The 20,647-nt window shown below is 31.3% G+C and carries 17 protein-coding genes; 9 read left to right on the forward strand and 8 right to left on the reverse strand.

Annotated elements, in window-relative coordinates; genetic code table 11:
• Position 1: 1 nt before the first annotated feature.
• From Q0714_RS06490 to Q0714_RS06520, 7 genes are all read right to left on the reverse strand, one after another.
• Positions 2 to 619, reverse strand: coding sequence for a GNAT family N-acetyltransferase (locus tag Q0714_RS06490; protein WP_298263630.1), 618 nt, complete (start codon positions 617 to 619; stop codon positions 2 to 4).
• Positions 620 to 1,041: 422 nt separating this feature from the next.
• A complete protein-coding gene (gene ilvA / locus Q0714_RS06495) occupies positions 1,042 to 2,304 on the reverse strand; it encodes a threonine ammonia-lyase IlvA (protein WP_298263632.1) in 1,263 nt (420 codons plus the stop codon).
• Positions 2,305 to 2,326: 22 nt separating this feature from the next.
• Positions 2,327 to 3,799: a ketol-acid reductoisomerase gene (gene ilvC / locus Q0714_RS06500; RefSeq protein ID WP_298263633.1), complete on the reverse strand. Its 1,473-nt coding sequence runs from the start codon at positions 3,797 to 3,799 to the stop codon at positions 2,327 to 2,329.
• Positions 3,800 to 3,820: 21 nt separating this feature from the next.
• On the reverse strand, positions 3,821 to 4,342 hold the full coding sequence (gene ilvN / locus Q0714_RS06505; RefSeq protein ID WP_298263634.1) for an acetolactate synthase small subunit: 522 nt from the start codon (positions 4,340 to 4,342) through the stop codon (positions 3,821 to 3,823).
• Positions 4,343 to 4,344: 2 nt separating this feature from the next.
• Positions 4,345 to 6,078 carry a biosynthetic-type acetolactate synthase large subunit gene (ilvB, locus tag Q0714_RS06510; protein WP_298263636.1) on the reverse strand — a complete coding sequence of 578 codons (1,734 nt, stop codon included), beginning with the start codon at positions 6,076 to 6,078 and terminating at the stop codon, positions 4,345 to 4,347.
• A gap of 4 nt (positions 6,079 to 6,082) precedes the next feature.
• Positions 6,083 to 7,765 (reverse strand): dihydroxy-acid dehydratase, encoded by a 1,683-nt coding sequence (gene ilvD / locus Q0714_RS06515; protein WP_298263637.1) that lies wholly within the window; start codon positions 7,763 to 7,765, stop codon positions 6,083 to 6,085.
• Between the two features lie 533 nt (positions 7,766 to 8,298).
• Positions 8,299 to 9,843: a hypothetical protein gene (locus tag Q0714_RS06520; protein WP_298263638.1), complete on the reverse strand. Its 1,545-nt coding sequence runs from the start codon at positions 9,841 to 9,843 to the stop codon at positions 8,299 to 8,301.
• 151 nt (positions 9,844 to 9,994) lie between these two features.
• On the opposite strand from Q0714_RS06520, the gene Q0714_RS06525 reads away from it, so the two are divergent.
• The 9 genes from Q0714_RS06525 (at position 9,995) to galE (ending at position 19,675) form a co-directional block, all read left to right on the forward strand.
• Positions 9,995 to 11,170, forward strand: coding sequence for a 2-isopropylmalate synthase (locus Q0714_RS06525; RefSeq protein WP_298263639.1), 1,176 nt, complete (start codon positions 9,995 to 9,997; stop codon positions 11,168 to 11,170).
• Between the two features lie 16 nt (positions 11,171 to 11,186).
• The gene (gene leuC / locus Q0714_RS06530) at positions 11,187 to 12,566 is read left to right on the forward strand and encodes a 3-isopropylmalate dehydratase large subunit (RefSeq protein ID WP_298263640.1); all 1,380 of its coding nucleotides are present in this window, start codon (positions 11,187 to 11,189) and stop codon (positions 12,564 to 12,566) included.
• A 1-nt stretch (position 12,567) separates the two neighbouring features.
• Complete coding sequence (gene leuD / locus Q0714_RS06535) at positions 12,568 to 13,161, forward strand: 3-isopropylmalate dehydratase small subunit (RefSeq protein ID WP_298263641.1); 594 nt, start codon at positions 12,568 to 12,570, stop codon at positions 13,159 to 13,161.
• The gene (leuB, locus tag Q0714_RS06540; RefSeq protein ID WP_298263642.1) at positions 13,158 to 14,273 is read left to right on the forward strand and encodes a 3-isopropylmalate dehydrogenase; all 1,116 of its coding nucleotides are present in this window, start codon (positions 13,158 to 13,160) and stop codon (positions 14,271 to 14,273) included. Before leuD ends, leuB begins: the two co-directional genes overlap by 4 nt.
• A 193-nt stretch (positions 14,274 to 14,466) precedes the next feature.
• Positions 14,467 to 15,255, forward strand: coding sequence for a serine O-acetyltransferase EpsC (gene epsC / locus Q0714_RS06545; protein WP_298263644.1), 789 nt, complete (start codon positions 14,467 to 14,469; stop codon positions 15,253 to 15,255).
• Complete coding sequence (gene cysM / locus Q0714_RS06550) at positions 15,255 to 16,142, forward strand: cysteine synthase CysM (RefSeq protein WP_298263646.1); 888 nt, start codon at positions 15,255 to 15,257, stop codon at positions 16,140 to 16,142. Before epsC ends, cysM begins: the two co-directional genes overlap by 1 nt.
• An 82-nt stretch (positions 16,143 to 16,224) precedes the next feature.
• Entirely contained in the window at positions 16,225 to 17,358 is a 1,134-nt protein-coding gene (locus Q0714_RS06555; protein WP_298263647.1) for a DegT/DnrJ/EryC1/StrS aminotransferase family protein, read from the forward strand.
• A complete protein-coding gene (locus tag Q0714_RS06560) occupies positions 17,358 to 18,671 on the forward strand; it encodes a UDP-glucose/GDP-mannose dehydrogenase family protein (RefSeq protein WP_298263648.1) in 1,314 nt (437 codons plus the stop codon). The genes Q0714_RS06555 and Q0714_RS06560 overlap by 1 nt, the downstream gene beginning before the upstream one ends.
• A complete protein-coding gene (gene galE, locus Q0714_RS06565; protein WP_298263649.1) occupies positions 18,668 to 19,675 on the forward strand; it encodes a UDP-glucose 4-epimerase GalE in 1,008 nt (335 codons plus the stop codon). Before Q0714_RS06560 ends, galE begins: the two co-directional genes overlap by 4 nt.
• Before the next feature lie 79 nt (positions 19,676 to 19,754).
• On the opposite strand, the gene fabD is transcribed toward galE, so the two are convergent.
• Positions 19,755 to 20,636 carry an ACP S-malonyltransferase gene (gene fabD / locus Q0714_RS06570; protein ID WP_298263651.1) on the reverse strand — a complete coding sequence of 294 codons (882 nt, stop codon included), beginning with the start codon at positions 20,634 to 20,636 and terminating at the stop codon, positions 19,755 to 19,757.
• Between the last annotated feature and the right edge of the window lie 11 nt (positions 20,637 to 20,647).

Below are 20,647 nucleotides of genomic sequence, written 5' to 3' on the forward strand. Positions count from 1 at the left end.
ATTATTTCTTGTTTTTTTTCAGCAATAATGATTGCTTAATTTTTTTTAACCTGTTTAATACTTTAGAATTGTACTCGTGATGTTTGATATTTTTTTCATGATTTGGATCGTACAACATTCCTGTACACAAGCACATTTTTTTATTAGTTCGCATTAAAACATCATAATTATTACAAGTTTTACAACCATTCCAAAAAGCTTCATCAGAAGTGAGTTCTGAAAAAGTTACAGGCTGATAACCTAACTCATAATTAATTTTCATTACAGCTAAACCTGTGGTTATTCCAAATATTTTTGCTTTAGGAAATTTTTCTTTAGAATATTCTAAAATTTTAGTTTTTATTTTTTTGGCTAAACCTTGATTTCTAAAATTTGGATGTACAATTAAACCTGAGTTTACTACAAACTCGTTATCACCCCATACTTCTATATAACAAAACCCTGCAAATTCATTATTATGAATTGCAATAACTGCATTGCCATTATTTATCTTTTTGATAATATATTCGGGTGTTCTTTCTGCAATACCAGTACCTCTAACCTTGGCAGATTCTTTGATGGTTTCACAAATAATTTCAGCATATTTACTATGCGAATGATCAGCTATAACAACTTTCATTGTTTACTATTTTAAATTAAAATTAACTATTGATGCTTTAAAAAAGGAAAACGAGCGCATCGTTTTCAAAAGAAATTATGCCCACAAGGGGCGGCGACTTAAACTAAAGCGTACAACAATAATATCTAAAATAATTATTGTCAGATTTAAGTTTGTTTGTATGTATATTGTGGTTTGCAAAATGATAGTGATAAATGAAAAATAATAAACTGATAATCTAATTGAAGTGAATTAGCGCGCACAGCGATACATTCCCGGTAAGCGTCGGGGAATTGTAACAGTTATATTTATATTGTTCATTTTCATTGGGGCAATATTACATAAAAATATCTTACAAAATTGCTTTTTGTTATATTTTTAACAAAAAGCGTTAAAACACTATCGATTTTTAACAAAATAAAATTCAATAGTGTTTTTATTTATTAAATTAAAAATTGAAAAAGTTCTGGCTTTTCATTTAAGTACTCTCCTAAAAAACCTTTTTGTCTCATTCTTGCTACCAAAGGCTCAAAGTCTTCTTTTTTATCCAATTCAATTCCAACAACTGCAGGTCCTTTATCTCTATTATGTTTTTTGGTATATTCAAAATAGGCAATATCATCATTTGGACCTAAAACTTCCACAACAAACTCTTTTAAAGCTCCTGCTCTTTGAGGAAACTTTATAATAAAGTAATGCTTTAATCCTTCATAAAATAAAGCTCGTTCTTTCATTTCTTCCATTCTGGTAATATCGTTATTACCTCCACTAACAACACAAACTACAGTTTTCCCTTTAATTTGTTCTTTATAGTTTTCCAGAGCAGCTATGGAAAGTGCTCCAGCAGGTTCAACCACCAAAGCATTTTCATTGTACACTTTTAATATGGTAGAACAAATAAGTCCTTCACAAATTGTATAGGTATCTGTAAGCAGTTCTTTACAAAATCCAAAGGTGAAGTCTCCCATTCTTTTTACGGCAGCCCCATCAACAAACTTATCAATTTCATCTAATGTTGTATTTACTCCATTTTTGATTGATGTTGTTAATGAAGGTGCTCCTTTTGGTTCTACTCCAATTAATTGAGTAGATGGGCTTAATGCTTTAAAAACATTAGATACTCCTGAGGCTAAACCACCACCTCCAACAGGCATAAACACATAATCTATCGGATTTTTACTATCATTTAAAATTTCTAATCCAACTGTCCCTTGTCCTGCAATCACATCTAAATCATCAAAAGGATGCACAAAAGTACTCGAATTTTGTTTACAAAATTCCGAAGCTGCTTTTTGACTATCATCAAAACTATCACCATACAAACGAACATCTACAAAAGATTCTCCAAACATTTTTACTTGATCAATTTTTTGATGAGGAGTTGTAACTGGCATAAATATAGTTCCGTGAACTTGTAATTTTTGACAAGCATATGCTACTCCTTGTGCATGGTTTCCCGCACTTGCGCATACAATACCATTTTTTAATTCTTTTTCAGATAAACCTTGAATTTTATTATATGCACCTCTAATTTTATAAGAACGTACAACTTGCAAGTCTTCTCTTTTAAAATAAATATTGGCTTGGTAACGCTCAGAAAAATTTTTCATAAATACCAAAGGAGTATGTTGAACCACTCCTTTGATATTTTGTTGTGCTTTGTATATTTTTTCTAATGAAATGCTATTTTTTATAGAGGTATTCATTAATAGCTTTATCTTTAAAGAATTAAACAATTTTGGTCATTGCAGTCATAGAAGCTCTTAGATACTCTCCTATTTCTTCTACAGGGTGATTTCTAATAGCATCATTCACTTCAATTAACTCTTTATTATCTACACCATTTGAACCTTCGTTAAAAGGTTTTCCAATTAAATTACTTGATACCTTTTTAACATAATCTGCAATTAAAGGCTTACAAGCGTGGTCAAATAAATAACATCCGTATTCCGCTGTATCTGAAATAACTCTATTCATTTCAAACAATTTTTTACGAGCAATTGTATTTGCAATTAATGGTGTTTCATGCAACGATTCATAATAAGCAGATTCTTCAATAATTCCTGATTCAGTCATTGATTCAAAAGCTAATTCTACCCCTGCTTTAACCATAGCAACCATAAGAACTCCATTATCAAAATATTCTTGCTCTGAAATTTCAACTTCAGAAGCCACCGTTTTTTCAAAAGCAGTTTCTCCTGTTTCAGCTCTCCATTTCAGTAAATTTACATCATCATTTGCCCAGTCTTCCATCATTGTTTTTGAAAAGTAACCGCTCATAATATCATCCATATGTTTTTGAAATAATGGACGCATGATCTCTTTTAACTCTTCTGAAACTTTAAACGCAGCAATTTTAGCTGGATTAGACAATCTATCCATCATATTCGTAATTCCACCATGTTTTAAAGCCTCAGTAATTGTTTCCCAACCATACTGAATTAATTTTGAAGCATACCCCGCATCAACACCTTCATCCAACATTTTATCAAAACAAAGAATTGAACCTGTTTGTAATAATCCACATAAAATGGTTTGTTCTCCCATTAAATCTGATTTTACCTCAGCCACAAATGAAGATTCCAATACACCTGCTCTATCTCCTCCAGTTGCTACCGCATAAGCTTTTGCATAATCCCAACCTTTCCCTTCAGGGTCATTTTCAGGGTGAACAGCAATCAGCGTTGGTACTCCAAAGCCTCTTTTATACTCTTCTCTAACTTCTGAGCCAGGGCATTTTGGAGCAACCATAATTACAGTAATATCATTGCGAATTTGCATTCCTTCTTCAACAATATTAAATCCGTGCGAGTAAGATAAAGTAGCTCCTTTTTTCATTAAAGGCATTACTGTATTTACAACGTTTGTATGTTGTTTATCAGGTGTTAAATTCAATACTAAATCTGCTGCTGGAATTAGCTCTTCATACGTTCCTACCTTAAAGTTATTTTGCGTTGCATTTTGGTAGGAAGGACGTTTTTCAGAAATTGCTTGCGATCGTAGTGCATATGAAATATCTAAACCTGAATCTCTCATGTTTAGACCTTGGTTTAAACCTTGTGCTCCGCATCCCACAATTACTATTTTTTTTCCTTTTAAAGCGGTAACACCTTCACTAAACTCAGATGATTCCATAAATCTACATCTTCCTAATTGATCTAATTTATCTCTTAATGAAAGTGTATTAAAATAATTTACCATTTTTTATTTTTGTTTATTCTTTTAATTAATTTCTTGTAATAATTCTGAAATTGCCATTTTAGGTCGTGTAATTGCTATTCGACCCGAGCGTACAAATTGTAACAAGCCAAAAGGTCGTAGCTTTTCGTACATATTGTCAATATCTTCTTTTAACCCTGAGGCTTCAATTACAAAATAACGCTCTGTAATTGCTATGATATGCGCTCTTCTAAATTTTAATTTATCTTGAATTTTTTCGTTATATAAATGTTCTGATGAAATTTTAAATAAGGCGATTTCATGATAAATAATTTCATCTTCTGTATGATAAAAAGCCCTAATTACTTCTATTTGTTTTTCAAGCTGACCAACCACTTTACTTATTTGTGCTTTTGTAACAATAACAACAAACGTAAATCTGTGTACATGGTCAATTTCTGACCTTGAAACTGTCATACTTTCAATATTGATATGACGTTTTAAAAAGATGGCCGAAAGCCTATTTAATATTCCTATATTGTTTTCAGTATATACCGAAACTGTAAATTTTTGATTTTCTTCCATAATTAACTTAATCTTATATCTGAAACACTTGCTCCTGTTGGTATCATTGGAAAAACATTATCTTCCTTTTCAATTACTACTTCTAAAAAATAAGAGCTTTTTGAGGCAATCATGGTTTCAATTGCTCCCGCCAACTCTTTTCGATCAGAAACTCTATTGGCTTCAATACCGTAACCTTCAGCAATTTTCACGAAGTCTGGATTTTTCATTACTGTTGATGCGTAACGTTTGTCAAAAAACAACTCTTGCCATTGACGAACCATTCCTAAAAAACTATTATTTAAAACTACTATTTTAACTGCTGCTTCTGTTTGAAGAATTGTACCTAATTCTTGAATGGTCATTTGGTAACCTCCATCTCCAATTATTGCTATTACTTCTCTATTTGGCACACCCATTTTTGCGCCAATTGCAGCTGGTAATGCAAATCCCATAGTTCCCAATCCTCCAGAAGTTACATTACTTCTTGTTTTAATAAAATCGGCATAACGACAAGCAAACATTTGATGTTGTCCAACATCAGAAACAATGACAGCATCACCATTGGTTTCTTTATTAATTTGTCCTAAAACTTCTCCCATAGTTAACCCTACTTTAGTTGGAGTTAACTGATCATTTATGACTACTTCGCATTCCTTTTGATACAATTTATGAAATTCTCCAAGCCACTCCGTATGGCTAGAGCTATTTACATATTCCATAATTTTAGACAGAGTCTCTTTCACATTCCCTAAAACAGCCACATCTGTTTTCACATTTTTATCTACTTCGGCTGGATCAATTTCAAAGTGTATCACTTTTGCTTGTTTTGCATAAGTATTTAAATTACCTGTAACACGATCATCAAAACGCATTCCAATAGCAATTAATACATCACATTCGTTAGTTAACACATTTGGTGCATAATTTCCATGCATTCCAACCATTCCAACATTTAATGGATGTTTTGTTTCTAAAGCTGAAAGACCTAACACTGTAGAAGCTGAAGGGATTCCTGTTTTTTCTATAAAATTTTTAAATTCTTGTTCCGCTTCACCAATAATAACTCCTTGCCCCCAAACTATAAATGGTTTTTTTGCAGCATTAATTAATGCTGCAGCTTCTTTTACTTTAGGTAGTTCCATAGATGGAACGGCCTTGTAACTTCTTATTTTTTCACATTTTTTATATGAAAATTCCAATTCTCCAAATTGTGCATCTTTCGTAATATCAACTAAAACTGGACCTGGTCTACCTGATTTTGCTATGTAAAATGCTTTTGCTATAATTTCAGGAATTTCACTAGCTTTAGTAATTTGGTAATTCCATTTAGTAACTGGAGTGGATATTCCTACAATATCTGTTTCTTGAAAAGCATCGGAACCTAATAAATGTGAAGCTACCTGTCCTGTAATACAAACCATAGGTGTAGAGTCTATTTGAGCATCTGCTATTCCAGTTACTAAATTAGTTGCACCAGGTCCAGAGGTTGCAAACACAATTCCTGGTTTACCTGTAACACGAGCAAATCCTTGTGCCGCATGCGTTGCACCTTGTTCATGACGAGTTAATACATGATGAAGTTTATCTTGATATTTATACAATTCATCATAAACAGGCATAATTGCCCCTCCTGGATAACCGTAAACTAAATCTACTCCTTCTTCCAACAAACATTTAATAACAGCTTCAGCTCCTGTAACTTTTTTTGATTTTGAAGTTTTTTGTTCTTGAACTTCTTTTTTTAATGTTTCCATAGGTTTAAAATTTATCCGTTACACAACCTTCTGAAGCTGAAGAAACGGTTTTAGCATATTTATATAGTATTCCTTTTTTATGTTTTAATTCTGGAGCATTCCAATTAGCTTTTCTTTCTATTAATTCTGCTTCAGTTAATTTTACGTTTATTGTTTTACTTGTTGCATCAATTACAATAACATCTCCATCTTTAATCAATGCAATATTCCCACCAGATTGTGCTTCAGGAGTAATATGCCCTACTACAAACCCATGAGTCCCTCCTGAAAATCGTCCATCTGTAATTAAGGCAACAGACTTACCTAATCCTGCTCCCATAATCATAGAAGTAGGTTTTAACATCTCAGGCATTCCAGGTCCACCTTTTGGTCCTACATACCTAATTACAACAACATCTCCTTTTGAAACTTTTCCAGCCCCTATTCCAGTATTAGCCTCATCCTCACTATCAAAAACAACTGCTTTTCCTTCAAATAAATTACCTTCTTTACCGCTAATTTTTGCAACGGCACCTTCAATTGCTAGATTTCCAAATAAAATTTGCAAATTTCCTGAAGGTTTAAGAGCATTTTCTGTTGAATGAATTACTTGTTGATCTTCTTCAAAAGATAGTGGTTCAACATCTGCTAAGTTTTCGGCCAAAGTTTTTCCTGTAACAGTTAGACAGTCTCCATGCAAATAACCTTGATCCAATAAATATTTCATAACTGCTGGAGTTCCGCCAACCCCATGCACATCTTCCATTAAATATTCTCCACTAGGTTTTAGGTCAGCAATTAAAGGAGTTCTATCACTCACTCTTTGAAAATCTTCTAAAGTAAACTCAATTCCAGCAGCATGAGCTATCGCTAAATAATGTAGTACTGCATTGGTTGATCCACCTAAAGCATTTACTAGCGCTACAGCATTTTCTAAAGATTTTTTAGTGATAATATCTAGTGGTTTGATATCTTTTTCTAATAAATTTTTAATGGCAGTAGCTATACGAGCACTTTCATTTTCTTTATAGGGATTTTCAGCAGGAATTGATGAGTTGTAAGGTAATGCAAACCCTAAGGCCTCAATAGATGAAGCCATGGTATTTGCTGTATACATTCCACCACAGGCTCCTGCCCCTGGTATGGCATTTTTAATTATTTCTTTATATTCTTCTTCTGAAATATTTCCCGCTATTTTTTGACCCAAAGCTTCAAATGCCGAAACTATATTTAACTTTTTTCCTTTATAATTTCCAGAAGCTATGGTGCCACCATAAACCATTAATGATGGCCTGTTTAAACGAAGCATTGCCATAATAGCTCCTGGCATATTTTTATCACAGCCTACTACAGTTACCAAACCATCATAGCTTTGTGCATTCATGACTACTTCTATAGAGTCGGCTATAATATCTCTTGATGGTAATGAATAATTCATTCCAGAGGTACCCATAGAAATTCCATCACTTACTCCTATCGTATTAAAAACTAGACCAACTTCATTATTTTTATTAACCTCTTCCTTAATTTTACTAGCCAAACCATTCAAATGCATATTGCAAGGATTTCCATCATATCCAGTACTTGCAATTCCAATTTGAGGCTTTTTCATATCTGCATCAGTCAAACCAACACCATACAGCATAGCTTGTGCTGCTGGCTGTGTAGGATCTTGTGTAACTCTTTTACTGTACTTATTTAATTGCATTAATTTTATTCTTTTTTATATTTTATTAAATTATTCTAAAAACAACCTAATTTTTACTATCTATTCTGTAATAAGCAGCAAATTTAATTTAGGTAATTTTTATATTCATTTTTCTTTTAAAAAATTTACAATAGTCATTTACTCATAATTACACATACCCTATTGTTTTACTGATAGTTAACGTAATTTATTTTACAATGATTATAGAATAAAAAAACCTGTATCGTTTAGTGATACAGGTTTTAATTTTATTTATTAACAACATGCATCAACTTATTAAACAAATAATAATGACTTGAATTAAAATAATAATGCTTGTTCCTTTTTTATTCATAAACTAAACTTAAAAAAAAACCTTCCTAAAAAGTTAGGAAGGTTTTATAATTTTATTAACTACAATAACAATCCTAACGTTTCTGTGGAATAATCACAGAAATTGAGATAGAAATGATATTGATAATGACTTGTTTCATTTTATTGATGCAAATATGTAATTTTTATTTTATAAAAAAAATATTTTCTCTTATAAATTCTTACTTCAATAGCTTTTGGGCTTTTTCTTGAATAATTTCTTCAACGGTTTTATGCTGAATTTTACTCTCTAACCAAGACAATATGTCTAAATATAAAAAAGCTCTTTTTTCATAAGGATGCTCTTCAAACATCTTTAATTCACTATGCAAATTTATAAATGCCTTTTTTAAATCTTGAGGATATGTATTGCTTAAATTTTTTAAAAACGATATCATTTTGTGTTGTACTTCGTGTAAATCATTCATTTTTATTAAAAACTTATAGGTTGATACAATTAGCTTTTCAATATTGTAATCCATTCCAGCATCGTAATGTGCTACTAAATTTAATACTCTAGAAAAACATAATAAATCTTCTCGCATTTTCAAATCTCTGTTATTTATAATTTTTTCTAAATAATAAATGCACTCTTCATTTTTACCTGCGCCAAAATACATACACGCTATTTTATAATAAAATACCATAATATGATGCGCATCAATTTTAGTTTCAAAATCTGAAATGCTATCCAATAAGTTTGAAACGAAACTTAAACCTTCTGAAAATTTTCCTTCTAAAAAATATAAGTTAAGTTTATTTTGATTGAAGTACAAAAAAGCCAATGTTTGTGTGTTTTCATTTAATGAAATAAGCTGATTTTCAATATCGTAATTTAAATTTTGAAGTACTTCATTAAATTTTGTTCTGTGTTTTATTAAATACAGTGATTCTAATAAATAATTAACTCCCTTTAAATAAAAAACTGGATTTTGAATTTTCATTTCTGGTTTCTCCATAAATAAATCAACCCATTTTTGAGAGTATTTATAGCTTAACAAAAAGTCTTGCAATATAAAACTGTGCCATAAATAAGCTTTATATAAAAACAATTTTTCTTTAAAACCTAAATCTGAAAGTTTAAATTTTGGCAATCTTTTTTCAAAATAAGCATGTACTGCTGTAGAATCTTCATCACTTTTAACATACCCTTCTTTTAGCAATAAGCTGTATAATTGAAGTGATAAATTTGAAAGTTTACTTAACCTAACATTCTTTAAACTAAGACTTTTTGCTTGTTCAGAAAGTTCATCGGCTCTGTTATTCATACTTCTAGTGATGTATTGAGACTCAATTACCTTTTCAAACTCCACAATTTCATATGCTAAATTATTTTCATCATTACTTAAAGCCAATTCCTTAGCTTTATCTAAAATTTTCAAACTCTGCTTATACAATCCTTTATTATATAATATCGCAGCAAAATCAAATTGTTCTCTAATTTGAGATCTTACATTTTGATGTACAGGGTTAAAACGTAAGCTAACTAAAATTTGTTTATACAAATGAGCTTTAGTATTGGAAATTTGCTGTTTTTTAATATTTGTTTTTTTTAAAATTAATTCATCATCATAAGTTAAAACCTTATCTAACAAATTAAATAAAGACATAAAATTGGCTTCAGAATTCCCTCCTAATCTTCCCACATAAAGTTTAAACTGTCTTTTTTCAGATTTTGAAAGCGACTTAACCAACGAAAAAAGTGCATCTTTTTGCTCAATAGCCATTGTAACTAATTTATTTTTATCTTATTGAATTTTAAGTATTTATAAAATTCATTTTTTGTTTGAATATAGTAAACTCATAATTTAATAAAAATTTACTAACAGCATATACTCCTATTTTTGACGTACCAAATGTGATAAAAAAAAATCAGAAATGAGTAAAAACAAGGTTCAAATTTTTGATACAACCTTAAGAGATGGCGAACAAGTGCCTGGTTGTAAGTTAAATACTGAACAAAAATTAGTGATTGCGGAAAGACTTGATCTTTTAGGTGTTGATGTAATTGAAGCTGGGTTTCCAATTTCAAGTCCTGGTGATTTTAATTCAGTAGAAGAAATTTCAAAATTAATAAAAAATGCAACTGTTTGCGGCCTCACACGTGCTAACAAAAAAGATATTGAAGTAGCTGCTGATGCGCTCAAACTAGCCAGAAGACCTAGAATTCATACAGGTATTGGAACTTCTGATTCTCATATAATTCATAAATTCAATTCAACACAAGAAAAAATAATAGAACGTGCTTATGAAGCTGTTGCCTATGCAAAAAAATTTGTAGAAGATGTTGAATTTTATGCTGAAGATGCTGGGAGAACCGATAATGAGTATTTAGCTCGTGTTTTAGAACAAGTAATTAAAGCTGGTGCCACTGTTTTAAATATTCCTGATACAACAGGCTATTGTTTACCTGATGAATATGGTGCTAAAATTAAATACTTGAAAGAAAATGTTAAAGGAATTGACAAAGTAATTCTTTCATGCCATTGTCATAACGATTTAGGTTTGGCAACAGCTAACGCCATTGCTGGTGTACAAAATGGAGCTAGGCAAATTGAATGTACTATTAATGGAATTGGAGAACGTGCTGGAAATACTTCTTTAGAAGAAGTTGTAATGATTTTAAAACAACATCCATACTTAAATTTAGATACTAGTATAAATACCAAATTGCTGTACAATACCAGTAAACTTGTTCAAGATAGCATGGGAATGATTGTTCAACCAAATAAAGCTATTGTTGGAGAAAATGCTTTTGCACACAGCTCTGGAATACATCAAGATGGTGTAATTAAAAATCGTGAAACGTATGAAATAATTGACCCAGCTGATGTTGGAGTTACTGAATCTTCTATAGTTTTAACAGCCAGAAGTGGAAGAGCGGCATTAGCATACCGCGCTAAAAATGTAGGTTATAACTTAACTAAAATTGAACTAGATGACGTGTATCCACAATTTTTAAAATTTGCAGATCACCATAAAGAAGTTAATGATGAAGATATTCATCATTTAATGGAGTTAAACCACATTTCACAAACAAGTATCCACATTTAAATTGAACTAATAAAGTATGGGTAAAACACTTTTTGACAAAGTTTGGGATCAACACATTGTAACCACTATTGAAAACGGACCTCAGGTATTATATATAGATAAACACTTAATACATGAGGTAACAAGTCCTCAAGCATTTAAAGAATTAGAGAATAGAAATATTTCACTTTTTAGACCAAAACAAATTGTTGCTACAGCAGATCATAATACACCAACCAAAGATCAACATTTACCAGTAAAAGATTTGCTATCTAAAAATCAATTAGAACAATTGTCTGAAAATTGTAAAAAAAATAATATCGAACTTTATGGTTTGGGTCATAAATATAATGGCATCGTACATGTAATTGCTCCTGAATTAGGAATTACTCAACCTGGAATGACAATGGTTTGTGGCGATAGTCATACCTCAACCCATGGAGCTTTTGGCACCATTGCTTTTGGGATAGGAACAAGTCAAGTAGCACAGGTTTTTGCAAGCCAATGTGTAATTACAGAAAAACCTAAAACCATGCGTATTTCTGTTAATGGAAGCTTAGCTAATGGAGTATTACCAAAAGATGTTATTTTATATATTATTGCAAAATTAGGAACCAACTCAGGCACAGGTTATTTTATAGAATACGCAGGCGATGTATTTGAAAATATGACTATGGAAGGTAGAATGACTGTCTGTAATATGAGTATTGAAATGGGGGCTCGTGGAGGTATGATTGCTCCTGACGAAACTACTTACAAGTATATTATAGGACGTAAATTTTCTCCAAAAGATGAAGAACTTAAAAACAAAATTCAATACTGGGAAAGTTTAAAAACTGATAAAAATGCTGTTTTTGATGCCGAATACTCTTTTGATGCTGAAGATATAGCTCCAATGATTACCTATGGGACTAATCCTGGAATGGGAATTAAAATAACCGAAACTATTCCTTCAACTAAAAATGATTCCTTTGAAAAATCGTTGTTATATATGGGCTTTGAAAAAGGAGATTCTCTAATTAACAAACCTATTAATTATGTATTTATTGGTAGTTGTACCAATTCTAGAATTGAAGATTTTAGAGTTGCCGCCAACTATATAAAAGGCAAACAAAAAGCAAAAAACGTACAAGCCTTAATTGTTCCAGGCTCACAACTTGTTGCAAAACAAATTAAAGAAGAAGGATTACAAGATATTTTTGAAAACGCTGGTTTTGAATTACGACAGCCGGGTTGTTCAGCTTGTTTAGCTATGAATGATGATAAAATTCCTGAAGGAGAATATTGTGTTTCAACTTCAAATAGAAACTTTGAAGGACGCCAAGGACAAGGATCAAGAACTTTATTAGCAAGCCCATTAGTTGCCGCTTCAGTTGCGGTGGAAGGTAGAATTGTTGATATTTCAAAAACTAATTAGCATGTCAAAATTTAATAAAATTATATCAACAGCAGTACCATTGTCTGTTGAAAATATAGATACAGATCAAATAATTCCAGCTCGTTTTTTAAAAGCAACTAATAGAGATGGATTTGGAAAAAATCTTTTTAGAGACTGGCGTTTTCATAAAGACGGCTCAGTTAATGATGATTTTATTTTAAACAATGATGCCTATTTTGGAAAAATTTTAATTGCAGGTAGTAATTTTGGTTGTGGATCAAGTAGAGAACATGCAGCTTGGGCTATACATGACTACGGTTTTAAAATTGTAGTTTCTAGTTTTTTTGCTGATATTTTTAAAGGAAATGCTCTTAATAATGGAATATTACCAGTACAAGTATCTGAAAAGTTTTTACAAAAATTGCTTAAAACTGTGAAAAATGATCCAAAAACATTAATTTTAGTTGATTTAGAAAATCAACTTATTTCTGTCGAAGAAACAGAATATTTTGAAAAATTTGACATCAATCCTTATAAAAAATTATGCTTGCAAAACGGATATGATGATATTGATTATTTAGTAAGCATAAAAGACAAAATTGAAGCCTACGAGGCAAAAAGAACAACTATATGAAATTAAAAATAGCGGTACTTTCAGGTGATGGAATTGGTCCTGAAGTTACACAACAAGCAATAAAAGTATTAAATGCAATTGCTGATAAATACAACCATACTTTTGAGTATGAAAAAGCTGTCGTTGGAGCAATAGCAATCGACGAAACTGGAAACCCGTTACCTGATGAAACTTTAAAAATTTGTGCAGATTCTAATGCAATTTTGTTTGGTGCTATTGGAGATCCAAAATATGATAACAATCCAAGCGCTAAAGTACGCCCAGAACAAGGCTTGTTAAAACTAAGAAAAAGTTTAGGTCTTTTTGCAAATATAAGACCTTTAAACACCTATGATTCTTTAATTCATAAATCTAACCTAAAAGAAGAGGTTATAAAAGGTACAGACTTTGTTATTTATCGTGAACTTACAAGCGGTATTTATTTTGGAGAAAAAAAATTAAGTGAAGATGGTACTATTGCTTCAGATTTATGTACCTACACTGCTGAAGAAATTGATAGAATTTCCCATTTAGCGTTTAAAGCAGCTCAAGTTAGAAGAAAAAAACTAACATTGGTAGACAAAGCAAATGTATTAGAATCTTCAAGGTTATGGAGGAAAAGAGTCACTGAAATCTCCAAAGAATATTCAGATGTAAAATTAGAGTTCTTATTTGTAGACAATGCTGCCATGCAAATCATCTTAAATCCAACTCAATTTGATGTTATTTTAACTGAAAATATGTTTGGTGATATTTTATCTGATGAAGCAAGTGTTATTTCTGGATCCATAGGTTTATTAGCATCGGCTTCTATTGGCAAGCATGCTGCCATGTTTGAACCTATTCATGGTTCTTATCCACAAGCTAAAGGAAAAAACATTGCCAATCCATTAGCTGCCGTATTATCAGCAGCTATGTTATTAGATCATTTTGAATTGTATGATGAAGCTGAAAATGTAAGATCTGCAGTAGAAAAATCTATAGAATTAAATATTTCTACACCAGATTTAAATTCAACCAATCACTTTTCAACTACCAATGTTGGAAACTTTTTAAGAGATTTTATATTAGATGATGAAAATACTTTTTACAATAAAAACAATATAGATTTAGGGCAATCAACCATTATTTAAACCAACTATAACCATTAAAATACCTCCTAATTTTCTTAAAATTCAGGAGGTATTTTTTTGTAATTTTACATCTTAGATTTTAATCTAAACTTTTAAAAATAACCCGTTTTCATTTTTAAATTGAAGAATATATTTAATACACGTTGGTAATTAATTAAATTAAACAATGACCAACTACAAAAGCTTCTAAGTTATGACCGCTAAAGAAAGTATAATTCATAAAATTACCTCTAGTAAAAATAAACCACATTTAGATTTTACTCTAAAATATAAAACTGAAATTTTTACTACTAATTTATTTTACACCTTATTTGATGCCAATGCTTGTGTAGCAAAAAACATAGAACAACTAAAAGTTGATTTTGATGAAATTTATAAGCTTGCCTGTAAAACTAAAGAATGCTCTGGAAATTTAATTTGGGATAAATTCTTATCCAAATTACCCGATATTTTAGAAGACCTCAATTTAGATGCTCAAGAGTTGGTAAATAACGATCCTGCTTCTAACAATATAGAAGAGGTTTACTTAGCTTACCCTGGTTTTTTTGCAATTGCAATTTATCGTTTCAGTCATGAACTTTATTTATTGAAAATCCCTTTAATTCCAAGATTAATGAGTGAATATGCGCATAGCAAAACAGGAACAGATATTCACCCAGGAGCTACCATTGGGAAGCATTTTTTCATCGACCACGCAACTGGTACCGTTATTGGAGAAACTTGTATTATAAAAAACTATGTAAAAATATATCAAGGAGTTACTTTAGGAGCCCTACAAGTTTCTAAAGATTTAGAAGGAAAAAAAAGACATCCAACAGTAGAAAATAATGTTACCATATATGCAAATGCTACTATATTAGGTGGAGAAACCATTATTGGTGAAAATTCAATAATTGGAGGAAATGTATGGATTACAACTTCAATACCTAAAAACTCATTAGTATATCATAATCCAGAAACAAAATTAAAAACCAAAAAATAATGTTAAATAATACTTTAATTGATTTTATTGGAAATACTCCCCTCATAAAAGCTAACCGAATTTTAACCAAACCAGGTGTATCTTTATATTTAAAATTAGAAGGAAATAATCCTGGGGGAAGTGTAAAAGACAGACCTGCTTTTAACATGATAAATGAGGCCTTTAAAAGAAAAGAGATAAAAGAAGGTGATTATTTAATTGAAGCTACTAGTGGAAATACTGGAATCGCATTAGCAATGATAGCCAAACAATTTAATATTCAAATAGAACTTGTTATGCCAGAAAATTCAACCAAAGAACGCGTGCAAACTATGAGAGCTTATGGTGCAAAAGTAACGTTAACACCTTCAGATATTGGAATTGAAGGCTCAAGAGCTTATGCTGATAAAATGGTTCAAGAAAAAGGATATATTATGCTTAATCAATTTGCTAATGATGACAATTGGATGGCACATTATAAAACTACTGGACCAGAAATTTGGAATGATACTAATGGAAAAATTACGCACTTTGTATCTGCCATGGGAACCACAGGAACCATCATGGGAACTTCTTCTTTTTTAAAAGAGAAAAATAAAAATATTCAAATTATCGGGGCACAACCAACAGATAACTCTAAAATTCCAGGTATTAGAAAATGGTCGCCCGAGTTTTTACCTAAAATCTTCAATCCAAAAAAGGTTGATGCAATTTATGATGTTAGTGAAAAAGAAGCTCGTAAAATAACAAAACTTTTAGCCAAAGAAGAAGGTGTTTTTGCAGGAATGAGTAGTGGCGGTTCAGTAGCAACAGCTTTAAAAGTTGCTGAAACAATAGAAAAAGGGCTTATTGTTTCTGTAATTTGCGACCGTGGAGACCGCTATTTATCTTCTGATTTATTTGAATAAAACGTTGTAGCATATATCTTTATTTATCATTGGATTGGAAATGCTTTTATTGTACTTTTGTTTCAATACTTAATTACTTACCATGGAAAAAATTCAAATGGTTGACCTTAAAGGGCAATACAATAAAATTCAAAATCAAATTGATTCAAAAATACTAGAAGTTGTAAAATCAACAGCTTATATTAATGGACCTGAAGTCCATAACTTTCAAAAAGAATTAGAAGACTATTTAGGTGTTAAACACGTAATTCCTTGTGCCAATGGTACAGATGCTTTACAAGTAGCAATGATGGGTTTAGGCTTACAACCCGGAGATGAAGTTATAACGGCCGATTTTACTTTTGCTGCTACTGTTGAAGTCATTGCTTTACTACATCTAACACCCGTATTAGTAGATGTTGATCCTATAAATTTTAACATCTCAATTGAGGCCATAAAAAAAGCTATTACACCAAAAACTAAGGCAATTGTTCCAGTTCATCTTTTTGGTAAAGCAGCCAACATGGAAGCTATTTTAGAAATTGCAAAAGAGCATAATTTGTATGTTATTGAAGACACCGCTCAAGCAATAGGAGCAAATTACACCTATAAAGATGGTAGCAAACAAAAAGTTGGAACTATTGGAAATGTCGGAACCACTTCTTTTTTCCCTTCAAAAAATTTAGGGTGTTATGGAGATGGTGGAGCTATTTTTACCAACGATGATGAATTAGCCCATACATTAAGAGGTATGGTAAACCATGGTATGTATGAACGATATTACCATGATGTTGTGGGAGTAAATTCAAGATTAGATAGTATTCAAGCAGCCATACTTCGTATCAAACTTCAACATTTAGATGAATACAACGCAGTACGCTTAAATGCAGCTATAAAATATAATGCTGCATTTTCTAATGAAGAAAATATCATTACGCCTTCCATTTGTGAAAACTGTGATTGCCATGTATTTCACCAATATACGTTACAAGTTAAAAATGTGGACAGAAATGATTTACACAAACACTTATTAGAAAAAGGGATTCCAAATGCTATTTATTATCCAGTACCTTTACATAGCCAAAAAGCGTATACTGATAAAAGATATCAAGAAAATGATTTTAAAGTAACCAACCAACTTGTTGAAACAGTTTTATCATTACCAATGCATACAGAACTTTCAAACAATCAAATTGAGTTTATTACACAAACAATCATAAATTTTATCAATAAATAATGAATATCGCAGTAATAGGAACCGGATATGTAGGTTTAGTAACAGGAACATGCTTAGCTGAAGTTGGGAATAATGTAATTTGTGTTGACATAGATGAAGCTAAAGTTGCACAAATGAAAAATGGAAAAGTTCCTATTTTTGAACCTAATTTAGAAGAGCTTTTTCTTAAAAATATCAAAGCTAATAGATTGCATTTTACTACGCATTTAAAAACTGCTTTAAACAAGTCACAAATCATTTTTTTAGCATTGCCTACTCCACAAGATGAAGACGGTTCAGCAGATTTAAAATATGTTGAATCAGTAGCGCATGAATTAGGTGATTTAATTACAGATTATAAAATAATTATAAATAAAAGCACCGTTCCTGTTGGAACTTCTGAAATTGTAAAAAACATAATTAAACGTAAAACTTCCGTAGCATTTGATGTTATTTCAAATCCTGAATTTTTGCGTGAAGGTTTTGCGGTTCAAGATTTTATGACTCCAGAACGGATTATTATAGGAACTAAAAGTAAGAAAGCAATCGATATCCTTAATAAATTATACAGTCCTTTTATTACCCTTAAACGTCCTGTTATTGTGATGGATGAAAAATCTGCTGAACTAACAAAATACGCTGCCAATACTTTTTTAGCAACCAAAATCACTTTTATGAATGAAGTTGCTAATTTGTGTGAAATTATTGGAGCAAATGTTGATGATGTTAGAAAAGGTATTGGATCAGATTCTCGTATTGGAAATAAATTTTTATTTCCAGGTATAGGTTTTGGAGGATCTTGTTTTCCTAAAGATGTAAATGCTTTAGTACATTCAAGTGATACTGCTGGGTATAATTTTCAAATTCTGAAATCCGTTTTAAATGTCAATCAATCTCAAAAAAAATCTTTGATTCCTAAATTTAAAAAATACTTTAACAATCATATTTCATCTAAAAAAGTTGGAATCTGGGGCTTGGCTTTTAAACCAAATACAGATGACATTAGAGAAGCACCTGCTATTGATGTGATTAATGAATTATTATTAGAAGGAATTGAAATTACAGCATACGATCCAGAAGCTATGCCAAATATGAAACGTATTTATGGCGATAAAATAACATTTTGCAACAATGCTTACGATGTTTTAAAAGATGTAGATTGCTTGTTAATTAACACTGAATGGAGAGAATTTTATTCTCCTGATTTTGATAAAATGAAAAAATTAATGAAACAACCGGTCATTTTTGATGGAAGGAATATTTTTGATATGGAAGTAATGAAAATAAATGGCTTTCACTACGAATCTGTTGGCCGAAAAATTGTAACCAAATGAAAAATATACTTGTAACTGGAGGTCTTGGATATATTGGATCTCATACCGTAGTTGAACTACAAAATGAAGGTTTCGAGGTTTTAATTATAGATAACTTATCTAATTCAAATATTGAAGTATTAGATAAAATCACCTCAATTACTAAAATTAAACCTAAATACTTTAATATAGATTTAAAAAATAAACCAGCAGTAAAAAACTTCTTTGCAACTAATAAAGTTGATGGTGTTATACATTTTGCTGCTTCAAAAGCTGTTGGAGAAAGTGTTGAAAAACCGTTGGAATATTACGAGAATAATATAGGCTCTTTAGTGTATTTACTACAAGAAATGAAAGCTAACAATGTAGATAATTTTATTTTCAGTTCTTCGTGTACCGTTTACGGCCAAGCTGATGAACTACCTATTACTGAAAATGCGCCTATAAAACCTGCTGAATCTCCTTATGGAAATACAAAGCAAATAGGTGAAGAAATTATAAAAGACACTACTAAAATCTCGGAGATTAAAGCCATAGCACTCCGTTATTTTAATCCTATTGGTGCCCATGAATCTGCAAAAATAGGAGAACTCCCTATTGGTGTTCCTCAAAACTTAATTCCTTTTGTGGTTCAAACCGCAGCTGGCATACGCAAAGAATTGTCTATTTTTGGTAGTGATTACCCAACTTCAGACGGAACAGCTGTCAGAGATTATATTCATGTAGTTGACTTAGCAAAAGCACATATAATTGCTTTAAAAAGGCTTCTAAATAACCATCATAAAAAACAATTCGAAGTTTTTAATTTAGGAACTGGCAAAGGAAATTCTGTTTTAGAAGTCATTCAGGCTTTTGAAAAAGTTACAGGTCAAAAAGTGAATTATAAATTGGTTGAACGAAGAGAAGGTGATATCACCGCTGCATATGCCAACACAACTTTTGCTAATGATGAATTAGGTTGGAAAGCTCAATTAAATATCGAAGACGCATTACTTTCTGCTTGGAAATGGCAAGAAACTTTATAAGAATAAAAAATATAAGTCAATAAAAAAAAGCATGTTCGTTTATACATAAACAAACGTGCTTTTTATTGTATAATTGAAATTAAACTACGACTCCACTTGTAGCAACATTTCTATCAATTTTTCTCATCAACCCCTGTAAAACTTTACCAGGCCCCACTTCAATAAATTCGGTTCCTCCATCAGCAATCATTTGTTGAATTGTTTGTGTCCATCTAACTGGAGCAGTTAATTGAGCTATTAAATTTTCTTTAATTTCATCAGCATTATCAACAGCTTTAGCTACAACATTTTGGTACACTGGACATATTGGTTCATTAAAAGTTGTATTGTTAATTGCTGCTGCCAACTCCTCACGTGCTGGCTCCATTAAAGGTGAATGAAAAGCTCCTCCAACTGGCAGTTTTAATGCTCTTTTTGCACCTTTTCCTTTTAATACCTCACAAGCTTTATCTATTGCTGAAGTTTCACCAGAAATCACTAATTGACCTGGGCAGTTATAATTAGCAGCCACCACAACCCCATCAATGTTTTCACAAATTTCTTCTACTACAACATCTTCTAACCCTAAAACTGCAGCCATTGTTGATTCTTGAGCTTCACAAGCTTTTTGCATAGCCATGGCTCTTTTTGAAACTAACTTTAATCCATCTTCAAAAGATAGTACACCATTAGCTACCAATGCTGAAAATTCTCCTAAGGAATGTCCTGCTACCATTTCTGGTTTAAAATTAGCTCCTAATGTTTTGGCTAATATTACTGAATGTAAAAAAATAGCTGGTTGAGTTACCTTTGTTTCTTTTAATTGTTCGGCAGTTCCTTCAAACATAATATCTGTAATAGGAAAACCTAAAATTTGATTAGCTTGTTCGAAAAGACCTTGAGCTAAAAGGGAATTTTCATATAAATCTAACCCCATTCCTGTAAATTGCGCTCCTTGACCTGGAAAAATATATGCTTTCATTTTGTGTTCTT

The organism is uncultured Lutibacter sp. (genome assembly GCF_947493565.1).
GTDB classification, from domain to species: Bacteria; Bacteroidota; Bacteroidia; order Flavobacteriales; family Flavobacteriaceae; genus Lutibacter; species Lutibacter aestuarii.

Excerpts from the sequence above, each read along its gene's own strand:
- Q0714_RS06490 (WP_298263630.1), bottom strand. The coding sequence starts at position 619 with ATGAAAGTTGTTATAGCTGATCATTCGCATAGTAAATATGCTGAAATT.
- ilvA (WP_298263632.1), bottom strand. The coding sequence starts at position 2,304 with ATGAATACCTCTATAAAAAATAGCATTTCATTAGAAAAAATATACAAA.
- ilvC (WP_298263633.1), bottom strand. The coding sequence starts at position 3,799 with ATGGTAAATTATTTTAATACACTTTCATTAAGAGATAAATTAGATCAA.
- ilvN (WP_298263634.1), bottom strand. The coding sequence starts at position 4,342 with ATGGAAGAAAATCAAAAATTTACAGTTTCGGTATATACTGAAAACAAT.
- ilvB (WP_298263636.1), bottom strand. The coding sequence starts at position 6,078 with ATGGAAACATTAAAAAAAGAAGTTCAAGAACAAAAAACTTCAAAATCA.
- ilvD (WP_298263637.1), bottom strand. The coding sequence starts at position 7,765 with ATGCAATTAAATAAGTACAGTAAAAGAGTTACACAAGATCCTACACAG.
- Q0714_RS06520 (WP_298263638.1), bottom strand. The coding sequence starts at position 9,843 with ATGGCTATTGAGCAAAAAGATGCACTTTTTTCGTTGGTTAAGTCGCTT.
- Q0714_RS06525 (WP_298263639.1), top strand. The coding sequence starts at position 9,995 with ATGAGTAAAAACAAGGTTCAAATTTTTGATACAACCTTAAGAGATGGC.
- leuC (WP_298263640.1), top strand. The coding sequence starts at position 11,187 with ATGGGTAAAACACTTTTTGACAAAGTTTGGGATCAACACATTGTAACC.
- leuD (WP_298263641.1), top strand. The coding sequence starts at position 12,568 with ATGTCAAAATTTAATAAAATTATATCAACAGCAGTACCATTGTCTGTT.
- leuB (WP_298263642.1), top strand. The coding sequence starts at position 13,158 with ATGAAATTAAAAATAGCGGTACTTTCAGGTGATGGAATTGGTCCTGAA.
- epsC (WP_298263644.1), top strand. The coding sequence starts at position 14,467 with ATGACCGCTAAAGAAAGTATAATTCATAAAATTACCTCTAGTAAAAAT.
- cysM (WP_298263646.1), top strand. The coding sequence starts at position 15,255 with ATGTTAAATAATACTTTAATTGATTTTATTGGAAATACTCCCCTCATA.
- Q0714_RS06555 (WP_298263647.1), top strand. The coding sequence starts at position 16,225 with ATGGAAAAAATTCAAATGGTTGACCTTAAAGGGCAATACAATAAAATT.
- Q0714_RS06560 (WP_298263648.1), top strand. The coding sequence starts at position 17,358 with ATGAATATCGCAGTAATAGGAACCGGATATGTAGGTTTAGTAACAGGA.
- galE (WP_298263649.1), top strand. The coding sequence starts at position 18,668 with ATGAAAAATATACTTGTAACTGGAGGTCTTGGATATATTGGATCTCAT.
- fabD (WP_298263651.1), bottom strand. The coding sequence starts at position 20,636 with ATGAAAGCATATATTTTTCCAGGTCAAGGAGCGCAATTTACAGGAATG.